Genomic DNA, 19,751 nt, shown 5'->3' with positions numbered 1-19,751 from the left:
CTGACTTGGCGGTGAGGCAAGATATCAGGGCCTTCAATCAATCAATACTGTCAGGAATAATGTTAATTTCCTGACAGGGAGTATAGAGTTATGCAGAGCAAAATTCAACTCCTTCAGTACAACATAAGCGCAGGAGCATGTGTCTGACTCCCTGATACTTCACAAAAAACAGGAGAATGCGGGGAAAGTTCACCGTCATTTTTTTCCGGTCTTTAAAGGTAAATTACCCAAGCTCCCGGTCATCAGGCGTTTTGCATCCGCGCTGGACCAGCATGACTGGAACCGTAATCCGCATATTTATCAGCTGCGCTGTGACCGTAATCAGCGTGTCTCCGTACGTTCCGAGCGCCGTGAAACCTGGTATGTTCTGGCACTCGCAGTGATCGCCAATACGGACTACAACCCGATGAGCGAGAATGTATTTGAGGTGATGTGCTCAGTGGAAGCGCTGGCTGCGCAATGCGGTCAGCTTTACCTGTATGAAAACGGCCGCAAAAGTTATGACCCGGTACTGCACGCACTGCATGACTGGGAGGCGGCAAAGCTGATCGTTATTCATCGTGCTTTTGACTGTGAAACAAAACAGTACAAAGCAATGCGCATCTGGTTGCGGCCGGAGTTTTTTGAAGGGCTGGGTTTTGATCTGGAGGCTCTGCGCGATATCATCAGGAGCTTCAGGCGCTGGATGGAACGTAACGGATTGCGGGAGAACTATAAGAAACGCTATGCCAGGCATGTGCTGCGTATGAATCGTTCCAATGTTGCATCACTGGATAACCACCACGCCCTGAAAAAAATGCTCAAAAAGCTGCGCCGCCTGGTCATCGGTGACGATGAGGAGCTGAAAAGAGAAAAGGATCATCAGGAAAAAGCACTGAAAGAGAAAAAAGCACAGCTTGAAGCTTCCCGTCCGAAGAAAGAGACGCCGGGGGAAGCATGGCGTCTCTATGAACGCTGGAAGCAGATAAACCCTGTCGCGACAGTGCATGCGCTGGAAAAACGGATTAAATCACAGTTCCCAGCGCTGAAGGGGGAGCTGCTGTATCAGTGTTATCTGGATAATCTTCCGGACGATTAATGTTGCCCACCTCTGAAATAACCGCCTCCCCGGCGGTTTTTGTGCTGGATTTTTACCGGAAATCCCCTGTTTTTATGCTGTTACCTGATATCTTTTCCCCGGAAAGGTGGCTCTTGTACCGGTACCGGACCTTATTTGGTATGAAAACATCCTGTTAACTTCGTATGGTATTAAAAATGAACAATTAAATTCGAACAGATCCTCTGTAGTCCTGATAAATTCGTTCTTAGTCTCTGAACAAAACGTCCTTTTAAAAAAAGGAAATAGGGGCGCGTCTTTAAGCGCACCCCATCAATAAAAACAATTAATGCCTTCGCTTGCAGGGAACAAGTTCCCGCAGCTCAGAAAAAGAGATGCTTTACTTCCTGCAAACTATTCCTCCTAATGCTGCGTAAACGCAGCATAACGCGCAGTACATCCGGGCAAGCCCGGCTAACTGCGGCCTTCGGCAGGAATAAAAAAGTAAAAAACCGTTTCTATATCCGATTTTTCCAGCAGGACGCAGGAGGGTATGTGCAATATAACACTCTGCAACCGGCTCTGCCGGGCTTCGGCGGCTATTAGACCTCAGAGAAATTATCGGCAATTTTTGCCGCCTGACATGCGCTGACGCGCATAAAAATGAGTTATAGTCAGGTGCTGTCACTGGTCTGACTGGTATGGATAGATTTAAGTGTATCCCCTAAGGACCGGTAAGATAAAAAGACCTATTAATAAGTCTTAATGGTGAATATGATGCCTAATATTATTTTAAGTGATATCAGTGCCAGTGTCAGCGAACTGAAAAAAAACCCGATGGCTACAGTCAGTGCCGGTGATGGATTTCCGGTCGCTATCTTTAACCGTAATCAGCCTGCTTTTTATTGTGTTCCGGCAGAGCTTTACAAAAAAATGCTTGATGCGCTTGATGGTTAGGAGATTGAATCGTTTCTTTTGGGCGCACCTGAACATGAATTTAACGGTGGATCATCCTTTTGATAATGCAGCTATTCATCACTATATATAAAAATGCCGTCTTTGATGTGTTTTTAACCGGAAAGTCACTTTTCAGACGCACTGATCCCATTCAGGCATTCGCAACCATCGCTTTTTCTCCATTCCACGCAGCCTTTCTGACAGCAATTCTGTTGCATGGATACCTGCCTGAGTGCCGGCAAAACGCAGTCGGTCGCCACACAGGATACATTTGTACGGATCCGTGCCCAGAAAGCCTTTCATCAGCGCAGCGAATCCCGGTTTCTCCGGTTTTTCCCGCGCCTGCATCTGCAGCGCTTCATATACCCGAGGCAGCAGTGCCCCCCTTTTACGGTTGGCCAGAAACCCGGAGTAACGCACCATCTTAAAATGGCGCGCCGGAACATGGCTGACATAGCGCCCGATCATCTCTTCCTGGCTCAGCATCTGACGTTTATGCTTCCCTGTGCGGTGATCGAGATAGTGATGAACCACCGCGCCGCCGCAGTAGTGCCGCAGGCGGGAAGCCGACACCGGCGGGCGTTTCAGGTACCGGCCAAGGTACTTCACGCTGTGCCACGCCCCCCGTGTCTTTTTTGCAAAATACACCTTCCAGTACCGCCCATACTGTGCCTGCAGATAACGATGCCACCGGCGTTCGTCGCGGATGTGGCCCAGCCCCGGCAACATGCCGGGCATGATGCGGGCGTAGCTGCTGCGCAGCAGGCGGATAACGGCGCTCCGCCAGATGAGTTCCACGGCTTTCTTTTTGAAGAAAAGGCTTCGCCAGACGTTATGCTTAACGTCGAGACCGCTCCGAGTGACGGAGACGTGGATATGCGGGTGCTGATTGAGCTGGCGGCCATAGGTGTGCAGGGCACAGAATATGCCGACTTCAATACCCTGTTTACGTGCCCACGTGAGCATGGCGCGGGTGGCGCAGCGGAACAGGTCATTGAGCAGGGGCCAGTTATTGTTAAAGAACGGCCATAGCAGGTGTGGCATAGTAAAAGTGATGTGCTGCCATTCGCAATCGGGCAGAATGTGCTGCTGCTCAGCAATCCATTGCTCAGTAGACTTCATGCCGCAGGCGCTGCAGGCCTTTGACTTGCAGCTCTGGCAGAAGAAGCGGGAGTGGGTACAGTCCGGAGAGGCGCAGCAGTAGCGGCGAACACCCATTGCGCAGGTGCCACATGCAAGCATGCGTTCAACACAGAGGCGGGTCCACTGGCTGACGTTGTCACCGTGTTTTTCGAGGTGGCGGTTCCAGCCGTCATTGATGGTGAACAGGAGTTTGGCAGGGCGCGGGATATACATGAAGCTGAGTATAACGCGGTGCTCCGGGCATGCAAAGCCTCGGAACGGCGAAGCCGTGACGCTCGCCCTGTAAGGGCGCTACGTTCGGAATTGTTAACACGCGGTGGGAAATTAGAGAATACAAGTGGGAAAAAACATGATGCTCAAATCAATGAGTACCAAAGCCATTCACATTTAGAGATCCTCCGGCATAATCAATCTGCTAACTAAGGAGATCGCTATGCGTAAAGACCGTTTTACTGAGCATCAGATTATCGCTGTCATTTCAGGTCAGCAACGACGGGCTATTTATTTGAGGTGAATAGTCGCTCGCGGGCAGAGTCGTAAACAGCATTTTTATCTCGCTTACCTACAGCAACAACCAGGATCACTAATTCACCATCTTCGACTTTATAAACCAAACGGACGCCTGCAGTGCGTAACTTGATTTTGTAACAACCTTCAAGCCCACGCAGCCTGTTAGCTGGCCGATGTGGGTTTTCAACCAGCTTCGCTAACTTCTTTTTAAACTGTCCACGTATGCTGGAATCCAGCCTGTGCCATTCATCGAAAGCTTCTTCGTAAAATTCAATTTCATAAGTCATCGAGTTTCACGCGTATCCGTTTTCCTGGGTTAGCCAAGCGTGTGCGCGCCAGTTCGATGATATCCGCGTCTTCGTCTGCTAATAATGCAACCTGCACTGGTAAGCGGTTATTTTGCGCAACATACTCCAGGACAAGGCGAACAGCTTCGGATGTTGTAATACCTAAAGCGTCAAGTGCCGCACCAGAACGAGCCTTTAAATCGTCGTCGATGCGGATGTTCATAGTTGCCATATTATTTTCCTTTTGTAATTACGTTCGTATATACGAATTATACGGCGTATACTATATATACGCAACAACCTAACTCTGGCTTTAAGTAAAAATTTCTGGATATTTTGCTAGGTATCCGAAATGGTTCATGGTTAGGAAACTGAAAGTTGTTTTTACCCTGTTTTCAGGGTGTTAGCTTCTTCTGCTGATGAACGATTAGCTATTTTATCCGGACGGGACTGTGCGAATTTACGGCACTCCGGTGAATTATCATTCAATTTACTGAATTTCAGGCAGATCTTCCTTATGCTGCCTGCCGCAGCCATCGCTGCTTTTTAAATTCCTGACGCCGTATCTCCAGCAATCTTTCTGCCCTGATACCCGCCTCCGCGCTGTTAAATACCATCCTGCCGCCGCACAGCCCGCACTGGTACGGATCTGTCCGCGTAAACTGTTTCATCAGAGAGGCAAAGCCCGGTTTCGGCGGTTTCTCCTTCACCTTCATGTCCAGTGCCGTATACACTTTCGGTAATAAAACGCCCCGTTTCCGGTTGGCCAGAAAGCCGTAATACCGCACCATCTTAAAATGCTTCGACGGGACATGACTGCTGTAACGCCACAGCATCTCTTCCTGGCTCAGATGCTGCGTTTTGTGCCGCCCCGTCCGGTGGTCATAGTAGTGGTGAACCACTGTCCCGCCACTGTAGTGGCGCAATTTAGAGGCTGCCACCGGCGGACGTTTTAGGTAACGCCCCAGGTAATTGACATTCTGCCTGGCATGTTTGGTCTTTTTCGCAAAGTGGATTTTCCATCGACGCTGATACTGCGACTCCAGGAGCTGACACCATTCCCGGTAGTCGCGGATATGTCTGCAGCCAGCGGCTGCTAAATCCAGTGAAGCATAATGCTGACGAAGCAGGGCAATGACAGCCTGACGCCAGTAACGCTCAACCACCTTCTTTTTAAAGAAAACTGAGCGCCAGACGCCGTGTTTGCGGCATAACCCGCCGCGGGTCACTGACAGATGAATATGCGGATGCTGATTAAGCTGGCGTCCGTAAGTATGCAGGGCGACAAATAACCCGATTTCAATACCCATTTTTTCCGCCTATTTCAGCAGGGTGTTGGCGGCACAGGCAAACAACTGATTGAGTAACGGCCAGTTGAGATTAAACGCCGGCCAGAGTTTATCAGGCATGGTAAAGGTGATGTGTTGCCATTCGCAGTCAGGCAGGATGTGTTGCTGCTCTGCTATCCATTGCTCGGTGGCTTTCATGCCGCAGGCGCTGCACCCTTTACTTTTGCAGCTCTGACAGAAATATTTGGTGTGCGTGCAGTGAGCAGACTCACAGCAATAACGGCGTATCCCCATGGCCCCGGTGCCGCAGGCCAGCATGCGCTCAATGACCAACTTGGTCCATTCGGGGATAGTATGACCACGATTGATGAGAAGGCGGTTCCAGCCGTCATCAATCTGAAAGAGAAGCTTTGCGGGTCGGGGAATATACATGCACGGAATTATAGCGGGAGACGGTTGCTGAGGACAGCCATTCACTTACCGTGTCTTAGCTCCGCCGCAGGCGGCTATTGTTCGGAGAGGCACAACAGTAGCGGCGAACACCCATTGCGCAGGTGCCACAGGCAAGCATGCGTTCAACACAGAGGCGGGTCCACAGGCTGACGTTGTCACCGTGTTTTTCGAGATGGCGGTTCCAGCCGTCATTGATGGTGAACAGGAGTTTGGCAGGGCGCGGGATATACATGAAGCTGAGTATAACGTGGTGCTCCGGGCATGCAAAGCCTCGGAACGGCGAAGCCGTGACGCTCGCCCTGTAAGGGCGCTACGTTCTTATTTGTACTGATTGAGTCTCATTTTTTCATGGATTATCTCTGTTATCTCGGACAGTACCTATCAATATCAAAATAAAAAGATACCAAAAGAAATTTAACGGCTTGACTGGAAATGGTATTAAGATTTTTTTGTGGAATATTTAGATTATTGCTTCGCCTAAACTAAAATATATATGTACTATATCCATTAGCGATACTAATGAGTTGGGTTTCTTTAAATAATTCTAATTTTTATTATGGTGAATGGAGAAAATAATGCTATTATCCGGAAAATTATGTAAATTCGTTTCTGTGGTTGAAAATCGTTCAATTAAAAAAGCATCAGAACAAATGAATGTAACTGCATCAGCTATAAGCCAAGGAATATCATCCTTAGAGAAAGAGTTAGGAATGAAGCTTATAAAAAAAACAGTTGTGGCGTAAATTTAACCAACAATGGCGTGGATTTCTACTATAAAATAAAACCACATTATGATGCATTATTTTCCTTAACTAAAAACTTAAAAAATAAAATTTCTGATTTAATTATTTATACAGATAGTTTTATTTACACGAATATTGATTTCTTCATAAATAAAAACAATTTAAATATATATATTGAATATTATAACAATCAAAATCCCATCCAATGTTTACTGGATGGGTTTTGCGATGTGTTTATATCTGATGAGAATCTTAATGTAGAAATATATGGTATATGTAAAAAAGTATTGCCCACCGAAAAAATAGGTATTATAACACATCGTGATATTTATGAGAGACACAAGGATATAAATGGAGTTATTCGGAATGAGTTTTTTCTCTTGAAAGAAAAAGATTGTCAAGAGGATGCTTTTTTTTGTATGGAAAAATATTATAATGTGAAAGTTAAAAATAAAAAAATAATTAAAGATATGGATTTAACTATAGGTTTATTAAATTATCTTGGTTATACTTTAAATAGCAGCTTTTATTTTGATAAGATTGGAGGTGACTCGCAAGGGTTTGTTTTTATTTCGCCTGATAGATCGTTTTTTTTAAATAGGTATGCATATTTTATGAGTAACACTAGTTTGACTGATGATATATATGATTTTATGTGATGAAATTAAAGGTCATGTTAATATATGGTTTTAATTAATGCTTGGATATCTTTTTAAATAAATTAGTTATTACCTAATCAGGTGCTAAATCTTGAAGTATTAAGCATTTCCAATTTTTACATAGAAAACTAATTTTTATACAAAATAAATTAACTCTCATATTAAAAAACTCTTAATTGTTGCAACAAGCCCTCTTGAAGAGCTTGTTGCAAATAATAAATTAGCATATTTTTTGCTCAAAAATTACTGGATGTTTCAGACGAAAATAGCCTCCACATTGAATAATCGATTGCTAAAGGCACAGCGTACCGCACCCTAAAATTGGATTCGTCACAACGGAGCCATTCATCAAACTGGCCTTTATTCAGTTTTAGTGAAGCTTCAAATCTCTGGATAGTTGACCAGGCCCGTTTTGCCGATTTGAAACCACCAGTGGCGATAATCAATTTTTAAATCAGCGCATGATCGGATTCAATACGGTTGTTGAAAATTTTGATTTCTCGTTGTTTCACGTTAGCCTGAAGCTTACCTTCTTTTATTTATTAAACGGGTAATGGCATAACCTAGTAGCGTGGAGCCATACCATCGAAGGCACCACAGGATAATAGCTGGTGCAAAATTCTTCTATTTAAAATCGTCAGGTACCATTTAACTTCCCTCTGAAAGAGACTCAGGCTTCAGTGTTCATCATCAACTCAATTTTGCAACGACACCTAAAAATTAGCATACTAGTTAATATAAAATCACTTATTAAACAATACCATTAAGATTAACTAACGAGCATTTAATTTAATTTAAGTGGAAATATTAACATCATGTGTTACTTTTAGCTTATGTTAGTTATAAATAACATTATCACTAGGGGTGATTGAGCATGAAAATATTATTGCCATTCCTTTTTCTTTTTTTGGGTGCATGTAATTTAAATTACAATGGAGATATAAAATACAAAACAAACTCAACTAATTCAGAAATTGGTAATTACATTGATAAATGAAAACATATTTCAACAGGGTTGTGTTCATTTTGTTTTACTAAACAGTAATAAAGATAAGTATAATACTTAACCTTGACACAAAAAGACGTCAGTAAATAACATTGCTGATATAGTATATATTTATTAACAACAGATACACTTTGCTATTTCAAGAGGATATTTTTATGTATTATGAAAAATTCGGCTATTTGGCTGGTCTGAGTATTCAGCATCAGGGGACATCAAAACAGTCTGCCATTATTTACGGAAACGGCCTTAATATGATTGAGGTTATCGTCAAGGTAAAGATAATGGATAAAAGCGCTAACCCAGTTCCGGTAGAAATGACAAAAGATGAGATGAAAAAAAGCATTTTCTTGTGCGATTACCAAACTGGGGAAAAAATACCGTTCGATTCTGAGTATGGAGGAACATCTGACTGGCGAGTAAGCTTCAATAAAAATGACTATTTAGGGGCTCTGGAATATTCGTCGTCCAGAACAGACGAATACTCTTATTTATTTCCGGAGGATGGCTATAACTATTGTTCACTATACGTGTACTGTACAAACGGGAATCGTAACAAGAAAATAGCTGCAGGTATCGCTATTCAAAATGTTGGCGAGTTTAAAACCACTTCCAGTGGCACTAATACTGTGAACGGTTCAAACGGAGCGCCGTTTAAGGCGCCTGATGATATCGAAATCAGAGCTATCGAACCACACAGGTATACGCTTGACGACTTTTCTATGAACACAGATTCATCCCGTTTACCCGGTACATCGAATCAGGGAGCAAATTTGTATAGTCTTACCGGGACAAACTATTATCTGGATATTAAGAAACCGCTTCATAAAATTTCCTCGGTGAAAGCCAGCAAGTCATCCGGTTCTATATTCGGAAGTGATTATAGCTGGTATTGGATTTGGCAGGCATTTGACTGCGCTGCGGATTATGGAAAGAGCTATTTGTCCAAGACACTCACTGTCCGCTTTAGTAAATACGAGTTCCCCTGTAAGCACACGATAAATAAGCAACCCGGTGTCTGTTTTGTTCGGATTGATGGTCACTGTTCTTTAATGACGTCCTGGGAATATTACGGGGAAACCTACGTTGACATCATCGATAATTTTGGTAACCGAACCTCCCCTGTGCTTAAATTCGATAGTAGCAAAGGGATTAAACACACTGGTTTTCGTAACAACTCACGGGATATCTCTGAATCCACAGTACGACATGTCAGCAACGATGGTGTCCCTGAGGATATTATTCAGCGTATTACCGACAGTGCCCCTGATATGATTTGTGGTGTACTGTCTCAGGATGACAATAATTCAGGATTCAAACCCTGTGTTAATGTTTCTCCGACACCTGAACAGGGGGCAATAATTGATGCTGATTTCCTGCGGACACTTAGACATTCACATCAAATCACACATGTCATTTGCAGCGTGCCTGATGCCCTGAGCCACGATGTTTCTGACTATCAGGCAATGAGTGACCGTGATGGTCTGCCGTACCTGCTTGTTTTATGGCCCAGCCTGCAGAGCCTGACTATTTTCCCGCAGACTGAACTGGACTATGAAAACCGTCCTTATATCTATGGTCAATACGACTGCTACTCCCTGATCAGAGATTATCTCCTCAGGGAGAACGGCATTGCACTCAATGACTATCCGCGTGAGGCCTATTCCCTCGATTCCGGAAAAAATATTTTTGAAGTACAGGCTCCGGAGGAAGGCTTCGTCAAAGTTGAGAATACTTCTCTTCAGGCCGGTGACATTCTGGTCTTTAATCTGCCGTCAACCACACTACAGCACTCGGCAGTCTATATTGGTAATGGTCAGATGCTGCATCATTTGCCGTCGGGACTAAGTTGCCGGGAAGCTTACAGCGAAAAATGGGAAAAACGCACCAGCTCAGTCTGGAGACATAATAATTTAATTATTAAATAAATTATTATATCCATCATTTTTTATCAGCCATATTTTTATTTATCAGAACGATAACCCGGATTTTATATTATAAGCCCTCTGTCAGGGAGGGCTGCATATTATAGAAAAATACATCCGGACATTGTCATTACAGAAATACAGACAGCCTTAGTTTATGGTTATTTTAATACCTAATATTTATTTCACATCTGATTATATCAGGAGTATTTATTATGAATGAGAATTTTACGTCACAGACATCCAACTTTATCAGTGCCATGAGCACAGATGTTGACCCGCGCACCGGACAGTTTATGGTTAATCTGCCCGTTGTATCGCTGGTCGGCAACTATCAGCTGGGCCCTGAACTCCCCCTGTCTCTGAGTTATTCATCACTGAACAACATTAACAGTGGTTTTGGCACCGGTTTTGCCCTGAGTCTGACACAGTTTAATAACAAAACTAATTTACTGGAACTGAGTAACGGTGAAAAATACCGGGTCATCCCCGGTACCGATAAGGTACGCGACCAGAAGCTCAGCAGTTTCCGTTTTGTGTTTACCAATGGCCGGGGAGACGGGGAAGGGTACACCATTTTCTGGAAAGACGGTAAAACCGAACGACTGACAAAAGCCAGAGATGATGAGACATTCGTCACCACGACGGTCATATCACCCGCCGGACGACAGCTGTATCTGACCTGGAACTGGAACGGACAGGCGTCCCGGTTGTCTGAAGTCCGGGATGAGTCAGTTATATTGTGCCGGGTAAATTACCAGACAGAATCGTCCGTGATGACACTGTGGCCGGGTACCGGAGATGAAAACCGCATACAGTTTCAACTGATGGATGATAAGTATCTGACCCGTATTTTTCACAAAATACAGGACGGTGATGTTCTGAATTGTCATTTCAGTTATGATGCCATATCCGGAATGACCGGCCGGGTGCTGACCGGCGTAAAATACCCGACCGGTATGACAGATGACGTTGTTTATAACGTGCAGGAGGGGCTCAGGTATCCCGCTGCATCCGGTGTCACTGCCCGTTTGCCGGTGGTGTTCACGCATACCCGTAATCCGGGGGCCGGACAGCCGAAAACAATCCGGCATTTCTCGTACACCACGCAAAACTTCCTCGGTTTCAACGGCAATTTTGGTAACTGGTCTTCTGACAGTGATTATATCTATACCACATTAACGGATTATACCTACGGTTCAGAGGAAACGATTACCAGTGACGGTATCACTGTCACCACGAAGCGGGAATACAATAACTATCACCTGCAAATCTCGGAGGAAATCCGGAAAGGCAGCAGTATTATCCGGGAGGAAACCGCCTATTATGCCAGGCCTTATGTCTTTATTGACGGGCAGCCGGCTCAGTTTCAGATGCCCCGAAAGAAAACGGTTACCCTGACTGATACCGCTCTGCCTGCCGCAGAGCAGACCCGTACGGAAATGACGGAAACAGCATTTGATGAACACGGTAATCCGGTCAGTATGAAAGCCCCTGACGGCACACTGACCACCTATGAATTTTATCCGGCAGAAGGCGGCGGCCACTGTCCGGCCGAACCGAACGGGTTTGTCCGGTTCCTGAAATCCGTGACGGTAACACCGCGGGACAGTGATTATAATGACACACCGGCGCAAATCACAACATATACCTACCGCCTGTTAGGCAACCGGACGGACTGTGTGGTACAGGACACTGAATCCGTCTTCAGCGGTGATACGCTGTTATCTGTACGTACCACGGAATATGAGGAAGATACCGAAAATACAGAGTATGGCCGCGTCACATCATTCACCGATACCCTGTACAACCCGGATGCAGGGGGGCAGTCGTTTACCGGCAGACAGGATTTTGACACCGAGGTCAGCGACAGCGGCCTGATGACACAAACGGTTATTTTTACCGGTTACGACGGGTTACAGTCATCCGTCACACAGCGCCGGTCTGTGTATAACGGGCTTTTGTATTCTGAGGTTTCACCACAGGGGATCGAAACCCGTTACACCTATGACACACTGGGGCGGATACTGACCCGGACACAGAATGCCGGTACTGGTTATGAAAATATCACCACATGGGAGTACAGCATCACATCAGCGGGTCCGGTTACCGCCATGCGGGACAGTACCGGTAATCAGGTAAAACTCTACTTTGATGGTGCCGGGCGTCAAATTCGCCGCCAGCTGCTTGATACTGACCATACAGACGAATGGTTTGATGTTGCCTCAGTACAGTATGATGCCTTCGGTCAGGAACAGCGTGATACCGGACAGGACTGGATTACTGACGGGACAGATTCCGGCAGGCATTTCACCGTCAGCAGCATTACAGATTATGACAACTGGGGAAACCCGTCAGAAACCGTCTTTTCAGACAGTCTCCGTAAACTGACCCGGTCAGATCCTGTCCGTCGGGTTTCCCGCTCATATGCACAGGGCGGGGAAGGAATAGCACAGGTTAAAAGCGGTACTGTCAGTACTCAGCTGGATAAAATCACCGGGCTGCCGGTGCGGGAAACGATGACGGATGTTTCCGGGGCTGAGCAGGGGCAGCACAGTTATGTCTATGACGGACTGAACCGTCTGCGGGAAGAAAAAGATACAGACGGTAATATTACCACCTACCGTTATGACCTGTTTGACCGGGAAATTTCCAGGACGCTGGCCGACGGCACGGTGGTTACCCGTGAATATGCCCCTGCTTCAGGTAGCGGGCAGGTCAGCGCGGTTAAGGTATGCGGCCCGGGGACTGACGGAAAAACGCTGACCATGGGGCAGCGTGAATATGACAGTCTGGGCCGGTTAACCTGCGAAACCAGCGGCGGCAGGATGACCGGGTACCGCTATGAGGGTGCTTCTCCTGTGCCGGCTGAAATCACGTTTCCGTCGGGGGAGTCACTGAAATATGATTATATTCCGGAGCTGGGGAATGTTCCCTGTCGTGTGCGCGGTGAGGGATTAGACCAGACGTATGACTACGATAACCTGACCGGTGAGCTGTTAAGCGCCGTCGGGGCAGATACCGGTTACGGCTGTGTCTGGTCACCGTCAGGCAAACTGATTCAGGAGCAGTTTACCCGTGGGAACGGTGAGCGGCAGGCAGATTATACCTGTACACTGGGCGGCGCGCCGCTCAGCTATACAGATATTACCGGAGCACAGACGTGTTATACCCGCGATGAATACGGACGGGTTACCGGAATACAGGACAGTGCGCTTGATGTTGTGCTGAACTACGATACCCTGAAGCGCCTGTCCGTTCAGACTGTGACGGACAAAGCAAGTGGTGCACAACTGACCACTGTGTTTGGATATGACGATTTCAGCCGTGAAATCAGCCGGACACTCACAGACAGTAAAGGCGTCACGCTGACCACAGAAATGCACCGGCTGAAAAACGGACTGCTGAGCCGCCGGGTCACCCGGCAGAGCAGCACGGTGCTGAAAGATGAGCACTATGAATATGACTGCCGTCACCGTCTGGTCAGTTACCGGGTGAGCGGCAGCACCCCGCCGCCGGATGCTTACGGTAACGTGCTGTCAGGTCAGCAGTATCAGTATGATGCGATAAATAATCTGACCGGGGTTACCACCACTCTGGCGGACGGCAGTAAAGATACCGCTGTGTATCACTACCGGAATACCGCAGATCCCGCACAGCTGTCAGAAGTGACACACACTCATGCAGCTTATCCGTCGCGGATTAAACTGGAATATGATACCAACGGCCGGATGATTAAAGATGAAGCGGGCAGAACCCTCGTTTACGACGTGGCTGGCCGGTTGACGGAGGTCAGCGGAGAAAATATTAACGGCGGCAGTTATCAGTATGATGCGCTCAACCGGCTGGTGAGCCAGCATGTCAGCGGCGGGGATGTGCGGGAGCTGTATTACCGCGGGAACACCCTGGTCAATGAGGTTCTGGCGGCAGGCCGGCAGGAGACGCGGCTGATTAAACGGGGCACTCACTGTCTCGGTATGAGCCAGGGGGGGGCTCTGACACTGACGGGGACCGACCACAACAACAGCCTGATATGGTCAGAGAATAAAAATGACGGGGCAACACGGCATAACTGGTCACCGTATGGCAGCGGAAATCCGGTTGATTTACTGCCGGGATTTAACGGTGAGCGGTGTGATCCGGTGAGCGGCAGTTACCACCTGGGGAACGGCTACCGTGCCTATAATCCGGTACTGATGCGCTTTAACTGTCCGGACAGCCTGAGTCCGTTTGGTGAGGGGGGAATTAACCCGTATGCGTATTGTGCCGGAGACCCGGTGAATTTTACCGACCCGTCAGGGCATATGAGCACCGGTGCCGGTGTGGCAATTGGTGTGGGAATTGCCGGTCTTTTTGCTGCCGTGTTTACCGCCGGGGCATCATTGGTCGCAATGACAATCGCGATGGCGGCAACAACCACGATAGCAACAGGTGCATCCATATCGACATTGGGGGTCGTATCCGCAGCAGTAGGCTCTGTGTCAGTGACATCCCTGGTAATAGGGGGATTAGCCGCCGTTTCTGATGTGACGGCAATCGCCAGCGGTGCCACAGAAAAAAGCAATCCGCAGGCATCGTCTGTTCTGGGATGGACATCACTGGCTTTTGGTATCGCTGCAATGGCAGGAGTCACAGCTGTTGCCGGCAAACAGGCGATGAACTGGGCCGATAAAAATGCTTTTATTGATTTAAGAAAAAGATTATATAATATCCGTGAACAAGGATTAAACGGATTAGCTGACAAATACATGCGGCAAAATTTGTCTGACAGTAAAACAGCCATGGCTAAAATGCCTAAACATAAAAATATTCAAGGGAAATTAAGAAATAATGCTTTTATGACGGTTATATTAGATAATCATGATGCAATCACATATCGTAGCACCAGTGGGAAAAATACTAATGCTGCAGTGCTTAGATCATTGGAGAGACCAGAACACGCACATTTCAAAGCAACAAGGACTGGCGATAATCCTCGCATTTACGATACTGAATTTACATTACTTAATCATTTTCATGATGTACATCAATCAAATACTGTATCAGGCAAGGTACGCCTACACTCTTTATACCCTATTTGTGAATCATGTAGTCAGGTTATTAAAAACTTTGACGCTGAATACAAGAATATAGAACTTACAGTTACGTATGGTAAAGGCTATCCAAGAGAATTTAAATGGTAAATTTAAATTGAAAACTAATTTTTAATTATTATAATTAATCAATTAAAGGATTATTTTAAAACAGGCCCCTGACATAGGGGCCAATTAAGTAATCGGCACTGTTGCAAATAACGTAAATTTCCTGAATTTTTCACGTCATATTGAAAATTATTGCACTATAGCTAATTATATCGACGATAATTATATTATCGTCGATATAATTAGGCTTGATGGTTAGGAGATTGAATCGCTTCTTTTGGGGGGGTTGATGGTTAGGAAACTGAAAGTTGTTTTTACCCTGTTTTTCAAGCGTTAGCTTCTTATGCTGATGAACGATCAGTTGTTTTATCCGCACGGGGCTGTATGAATTTACGGCAACCCGATGAGTTATTATTCAATTCACTGAATTTCAGGCAGATCTTCCTTATGCTGCCTGCCGCAGCCATCGCTGTTTCTTAAATTCTTCCCGCCGCATCTCCAGCAATCTTTCTGCCCTGATACCCGCCTCCGCGCTGTTAAATACCATCCTGCCGCCGCACAGCACGCACTGGTACGGATCTGTCCGCGTAAACTGTTTCATCAGAGAGGCAAAGCCCAGTTTCGGCGGTTTCTCCGGGCTTGTTGCAAAAATCGAGTTGATGATAAACACTGAAGCCCGAGTCTCTTTCAGAGGGCAGTTTAATGGTGTCTACCGATTTTAAATGGAAGCATTTTGCGCCAACTATTATCCTGTGGTGCCTTCGATGGTATGGCTCGACGCCGCTGAGTTATGCTCACGTCAGCGATATGTTAGCTGAAAGAGGAATTTCCGTTCACCGTTCAACCATTTATCGTTGGTTTATCCAATATGCCCCTTTGCTACGTAAAAAACTCAAAAAGTATCAGTTTATTCGTACCGTTTCCTCCTGGCAGCTTGATGAAACCTATGTGAAAGTGAACGGAAAATGGTTTTACCTTTACCGGGCAATTGATAAACACGGCGATACGCTGGATATCTATTTTTCCCCGAAACGTAACAGCCATGCCGCCTATGAGTTTCTCAAACGGGTATTAAAACCTTACTCTGCTGAGCGGCAGCCAGAAATACTCAATACTGACAAACACGCCGCTTACGGTTATGCGATTGCCCGTTTAATTAAAGAAGGTAAACTCCGTGCTAACGCAAAACAACGGCAAATAAAACATCTCAATAATCGTATTGAATCTGATCACGCACCGATTAAAAAATTGATTGTCGCCACGGGCGGCTTCAAATCGGCGAAGCGGGCCTGGTCAACCCTCCAGGGATTTGAAACCTTGCGAAAACTGAATAAAGGCCAGTTTGATGATTGGCTCCGTCATGACGAACCCAGGTTTCGGGTGCGGGAGCGATCTGCCTTTATCAATCACTTATTCAATGTGGAGACTGTTTTTGCGTGAAATGTCTATCACTGTTGAGCAAAAAACAGTCATGGCAATTATTTGCAACAAGCCCAAAAATAGCCCCTGGTATTGAGGCAAACAATTCACAAAGAGATGCTATGTGCAGAGTATGAGTATACTACAGCAAATAATGTTATCTTACGAAAAAATCCTTAAATAACAGTGATTTTTTGTCAATTGATGTACTTGCAGTTATTCGTTGTGTATTTTTTCATAAATAGAGTTATCAGCACCATAAAGGCGGTTTTTATAGAGTTCGAATAAAAAATCACCGTTCTCACCTTTGGCCAGATATCTGTTTTTATATTTATCATCACGAACAATAGGTTTACTTTTGATATAGGTAGATTCTGCATTAAAAAATATAATAACTGAATCTGAATAATCATTGTCCTGTTTTTTTATCGAAAAAGAGCATAATTCCTGACAGTTAGTATCTTTGTTTTTCCATCGTCCATAAATACTTTCATCTGAATCACAGCCGGTTAATATTAATATAAGTAAAGAGATTGCAGTTATTTTTATCGTCATATTCAGGTATCTTTCTTGTTTGTTTTGTTATAAAAAATATTACCTGATAATCCAGTGCAGTATGAATAAAAATAAGCGGGAAGTTCAACTTTGTTCTCTTTTCTGAAAATTAGCTGTTATCTTTTTTACTTGTGAATTTTTTGGGATTCTGTCGCATTAGCCGTATGAGTCTGCAAATCATCGCAACTGCTATCTGTTTTCAGGAAATAAGGGTATACCCCAGTGTCATGGCCTGAAATGCTGCCATTTTTCCATTAGATCATTATCTATCTGTCATGTATGTTATGATCATCATTTAAGTGTCACAAACGGGTGAAAAATGTACATTTACGGTTATCTTCGCGCATCAACAAAAGAGCAGGATGCTCTCCGGGCAAAAAACAGGATGAAAGCCTTTGTGGAAGAAAAAGGATTCCGGATGGCAAGCTGGTACACCGAAAATGTCTCCGGTGCTTCACTTCAGCGGCCGGAACTTTTACGGCTGCTTGATGATGCTGCACCTGGTGACATTATTCTCATCGAGCAGGTTGATCGCCTTTCGCGTATGGATGAGGACGGCTGGCAGAAATTAAAGCGCCTTATCAGTGAAAAAAACCTGGTGGTTGTCAGTCTTGACCTCCCGACGAGCCATATGGCGCTGACGTCATCTGCCGGTGATGAGTTTACCCAGGCAATGCTTAAGGCGGTTAACGGGATGATGCTGGATATGCTGGCCGCGATTGCGCGCAAAGACTATGAGGATCGCCGCCGCCGTCAGAAAGAAGGGATTGCAAAAGCGAAGGCAGCCGGAAAATACCGGGGACGCCGGGCTGATGAGCAGTTGCATCAAAAAATCATCGAACTCCGAGCCAAAAACAAACAGAGTATCCGTGATACCGCAAGGTTGTGCGGCGTTTCAGAACGGACAGTGATACGGATTGTTAAACTCAGCGCAGGCTCCTGATGCGTATATCCCGGACGTCCGGTGTATTTGATAATGGGATAGTCTACACCCGTTTTTTTAAGATGCATTACTTTTTTCGTGTTATACTACGCTTAATTAACCGTGTATCTTACACGATGATTGGTGCGAGGAATCTATGGCTATAAAACAACGGGCAACCAAAAGCGTTACCATGACTGTAGAGCGAGTCTTGCTCAGTCGTGCGCGGGAGGCCGGAATTAATCTCAGTGCAACCCTGACAGCTGCGCTTGATGCGGAACTACGCCGGTATGAAGCGAAAAAATGGCAGGAGGAAAATAGTGAAGCCCTGGAAGCACTCAACCGGTTTCATGATGAACATGGTTGTTTCAGCGATGAATACAGGACATTCTAAGAATGCAGTTCACTGTATACAATAATACCGGGAAAAGTGCTGTCTATCCTATGTTGCTTGATGTAACAAGCGATATTATCGGTCAGTTGAACCGCAGGATTGTGATTCCCCTGCTACCCGTTGAAAATTATCCCGCAGGCACTCGTCCCAAACGGTTGGTTCCGCTTATCAGACTGACCGATGATAAAGAATATGCAGTCATGACACATGAAATGGCCAGTATTCCCGCCCGTTCTCTGGGTATTGTGTTTTGTGATGCCTCTCTTTATCGTACAGAAATAAAAGCGGCGATTGATTTTCTTTTTGATGGTATTTAAGAATGATAAATTAATACCGGCAGGAACCCGTAATGAGTGAAACATCCCGTCCCGTTCTCACGCTGAACCGTAAACCGAAAGCGGAGCCGGAAAAAAGCAAAGATACCCCGATACAGCCGGTGTTCCGCAGAAAACAGCGGATAGATGCTGTCCCGCGCCCGAAAAAAAACAAAGCGGCTCCGGCAGCAAAGCCCCCCGCTCCCGTCAAAAAAGCAAAAAAACCTGAACCGCCTGCGGTGAAGCCTGAAAAAGTCCCGGTCCCGCCGACACCGCCGAAAAAACGGATGAATATCATTGAGGCACTGGGGATTATAACCCGGTACTGGCCGGAACTGTTTCCGGACGGTCAGCTGCGTCCGATGAAAAATGGGCTGCGTGAAGATTTATTTCAGGACAAAAAAGCCAGAGTTTTACCGTTGTCAGCCAGAACGCTGACACGCTGTTTATCCTCGGTCTCTCATTCAATCGGCTATCGTCTGACGGTTGTTGCCGGTGCGGTACGTTATGATAAGGACGGTCAGCCCTGCGGAACAGTAACTCCGGAGGAGGAAGCGGATTCAGTACTGCGGATGGAAAAGTTAAGAAAACAGCAGCTAAAGGTAAGGCCTGATAAATTTAGTCCGGCAGAGGAGAGGATGAACAAACAAGTGTGATGTTAGTGGTAGAGTGCTTATAGTAAGTTGTCTATTTATATTCCATTGGTTACTTGTGTAATTTGTGGAGGGAGAGCTCTTTCCTGATGTTTTTTCAATGTTTGCCGCTATGCATCAGACGGAATCGGAATGGAAGCCTAAAGCCCGCTTGCCATAAGCAGAACCTGTGAAGGCAAGGTCTGCATTCAGGTCGCCGGTGGTGAGCGTATCAATAGAAAGTGAACGCTTTTACCGTATAAAGTAATCTGTTAAATAGCTCAAACAGGTCTAAAAAAAGCCCATGAAACATGGGCAAATAGAGGTGGATACAACTCTGTGGTGATGTGGTTATTCTGTTTTTATTTC

Annotated in this window: 15 protein-coding genes and 3 pseudogenes; 11 read left to right on the top strand and 7 right to left on the bottom strand. The window is 45.7% G+C overall.

Translation table 11 applies throughout. The features are described from left to right. The first annotated feature begins 139 nt into the window (after positions 1 to 139). Both ACF8OF_RS00615 and ACF8OF_RS00610 read left to right on the top strand, forming a co-directional pair. On the top strand, positions 140 to 1,078 hold the full coding sequence (locus tag ACF8OF_RS00615; RefSeq protein WP_274371682.1) for a hypothetical protein: 939 nt from the start codon (positions 140 to 142) through the stop codon (positions 1,076 to 1,078). Between the two features lie 735 nt (positions 1,079 to 1,813). Continuing rightward, a pseudogene (locus ACF8OF_RS00610) lies at positions 1,814 to 1,987 on the top strand (type II toxin-antitoxin system Phd/YefM family antitoxin); the annotation flags it as partial. A gap of 138 nt (positions 1,988 to 2,125) precedes the next feature. On the opposite strand, the gene ACF8OF_RS00605 reads toward ACF8OF_RS00610, so the two are convergent. From ACF8OF_RS00605 to ACF8OF_RS00590, 4 genes and pseudogenes are all read right to left on the bottom strand, one after another. Then, the gene (locus tag ACF8OF_RS00605) at positions 2,126 to 3,349 is read right to left on the bottom strand and encodes an IS91 family transposase (protein WP_392495383.1); all 1,224 of its coding nucleotides are present in this window, start codon (positions 3,347 to 3,349) and stop codon (positions 2,126 to 2,128) included. Positions 3,350 to 3,633: 284 nt separating this feature from the next. Further along, on the bottom strand, positions 3,634 to 3,933 hold the full coding sequence (locus tag ACF8OF_RS00600) for a type II toxin-antitoxin system RelE/ParE family toxin (RefSeq protein WP_369444858.1): 300 nt from the start codon (positions 3,931 to 3,933) through the stop codon (positions 3,634 to 3,636). After that, positions 3,923 to 4,165 carry a type II toxin-antitoxin system RelB/DinJ family antitoxin gene (locus ACF8OF_RS00595; protein WP_045139082.1) on the bottom strand — a complete coding sequence of 81 codons (243 nt, stop codon included), beginning with the start codon at positions 4,163 to 4,165 and terminating at the stop codon, positions 3,923 to 3,925. Before ACF8OF_RS00595 ends, ACF8OF_RS00600 begins: the two co-directional genes overlap by 11 nt. A gap of 283 nt (positions 4,166 to 4,448) precedes the next feature. Then, a pseudogene (locus ACF8OF_RS00590) lies at positions 4,449 to 5,654 on the bottom strand (IS91 family transposase). Positions 5,655 to 6,250: 596 nt separating this feature from the next. Here ACF8OF_RS00590 and ACF8OF_RS00585 point away from each other — a divergent pair. Together ACF8OF_RS00585 and ACF8OF_RS00580 are read left to right on the top strand one after the other, a co-directional pair. Next, a complete protein-coding gene (locus ACF8OF_RS00585) occupies positions 6,251 to 6,418 on the top strand; it encodes a LysR family transcriptional regulator (protein ID WP_392495382.1) in 168 nt (55 codons plus the stop codon). Between the two features lie 17 nt (positions 6,419 to 6,435). Then, the gene (locus tag ACF8OF_RS00580; RefSeq protein WP_392495381.1) at positions 6,436 to 7,077 is read left to right on the top strand and encodes a hypothetical protein; all 642 of its coding nucleotides are present in this window, start codon (positions 6,436 to 6,438) and stop codon (positions 7,075 to 7,077) included. Positions 7,078 to 7,332: 255 nt separating this feature from the next. On the opposite strand, the pseudogene ACF8OF_RS00575 reads toward ACF8OF_RS00580, so the two are convergent. Next, positions 7,333 to 7,613, bottom strand: a pseudogene (locus ACF8OF_RS00575) (DDE-type integrase/transposase/recombinase); the annotation flags it as partial. Between the two features lie 625 nt (positions 7,614 to 8,238). Here ACF8OF_RS00575 and ACF8OF_RS00570 point away from each other — a divergent pair. After that, positions 8,239 to 10,008 (top strand): NlpC/P60 family protein, encoded by a 1,770-nt coding sequence (locus ACF8OF_RS00570; protein ID WP_392495380.1) that lies wholly within the window; start codon positions 8,239 to 8,241, stop codon positions 10,006 to 10,008. Between the two features lie 212 nt (positions 10,009 to 10,220). After that, positions 10,221 to 15,188, top strand: a complete 4,968-nt coding sequence (locus tag ACF8OF_RS00565; protein ID WP_392495379.1) for an RHS repeat-associated core domain-containing protein — start codon at positions 10,221 to 10,223, stop codon at positions 15,186 to 15,188. A gap of 403 nt (positions 15,189 to 15,591) precedes the next feature. Here the strand turns inward: ACF8OF_RS00565 and ACF8OF_RS00560 are convergent, their stop codons facing one another. Beyond that, entirely contained in the window at positions 15,592 to 15,816 is a 225-nt protein-coding gene (locus ACF8OF_RS00560; protein WP_392495378.1) for a hypothetical protein, read from the bottom strand. A gap of 32 nt (positions 15,817 to 15,848) precedes the next feature. Here ACF8OF_RS00560 and ACF8OF_RS00555 point away from each other — a divergent pair, with 32 nt between their 5' ends. After that, positions 15,849 to 16,586, top strand: coding sequence for an IS6 family transposase (locus tag ACF8OF_RS00555; RefSeq protein ID WP_392495377.1), 738 nt, complete (start codon positions 15,849 to 15,851; stop codon positions 16,584 to 16,586). A 195-nt stretch (positions 16,587 to 16,781) separates the two neighbouring features. On the opposite strand, the gene ACF8OF_RS00550 is transcribed toward ACF8OF_RS00555, so the two are convergent. Beyond that, a complete protein-coding gene (locus ACF8OF_RS00550) occupies positions 16,782 to 17,120 on the bottom strand; it encodes a hypothetical protein (protein ID WP_392495376.1) in 339 nt (112 codons plus the stop codon). Between the two features lie 319 nt (positions 17,121 to 17,439). On the opposite strand from ACF8OF_RS00550, the gene ACF8OF_RS00545 reads away from it, so the two are divergent. The 4 genes from ACF8OF_RS00545 (at position 17,440) to ACF8OF_RS00530 (ending at position 19,406) form a co-directional block, all read left to right on the top strand. Then, positions 17,440 to 18,063: a recombinase family protein gene (locus ACF8OF_RS00545; protein ID WP_392495375.1), complete on the top strand. Its 624-nt coding sequence runs from the start codon at positions 17,440 to 17,442 to the stop codon at positions 18,061 to 18,063. Positions 18,064 to 18,199: 136 nt separating this feature from the next. Beyond that, positions 18,200 to 18,436, top strand: coding sequence for a type II toxin-antitoxin system CcdA family antitoxin (locus tag ACF8OF_RS00540; RefSeq protein ID WP_036419383.1), 237 nt, complete (start codon positions 18,200 to 18,202; stop codon positions 18,434 to 18,436). 2 nt (positions 18,437 to 18,438) lie between these two features. Further along, positions 18,439 to 18,753 carry a CcdB family protein gene (locus ACF8OF_RS00535; protein ID WP_262862893.1) on the top strand — a complete coding sequence of 105 codons (315 nt, stop codon included), beginning with the start codon at positions 18,439 to 18,441 and terminating at the stop codon, positions 18,751 to 18,753. 32 nt (positions 18,754 to 18,785) lie between these two features. Next, positions 18,786 to 19,406, top strand: a complete 621-nt coding sequence (locus tag ACF8OF_RS00530) for a ProQ/FINO family protein (RefSeq protein WP_392495374.1) — start codon at positions 18,786 to 18,788, stop codon at positions 19,404 to 19,406. Positions 19,407 to 19,751: the final 345 nt, after the last annotated feature.

The sequence above is a fragment of the Morganella sp. TYF_1 genome, assembly GCF_043105645.1.
Classification (GTDB): domain Bacteria; phylum Pseudomonadota; class Gammaproteobacteria; order Enterobacterales; family Enterobacteriaceae; genus Morganella; species Morganella morganii_B.
This window is presented reverse-complemented; position numbering and strand designations above follow the sequence as displayed.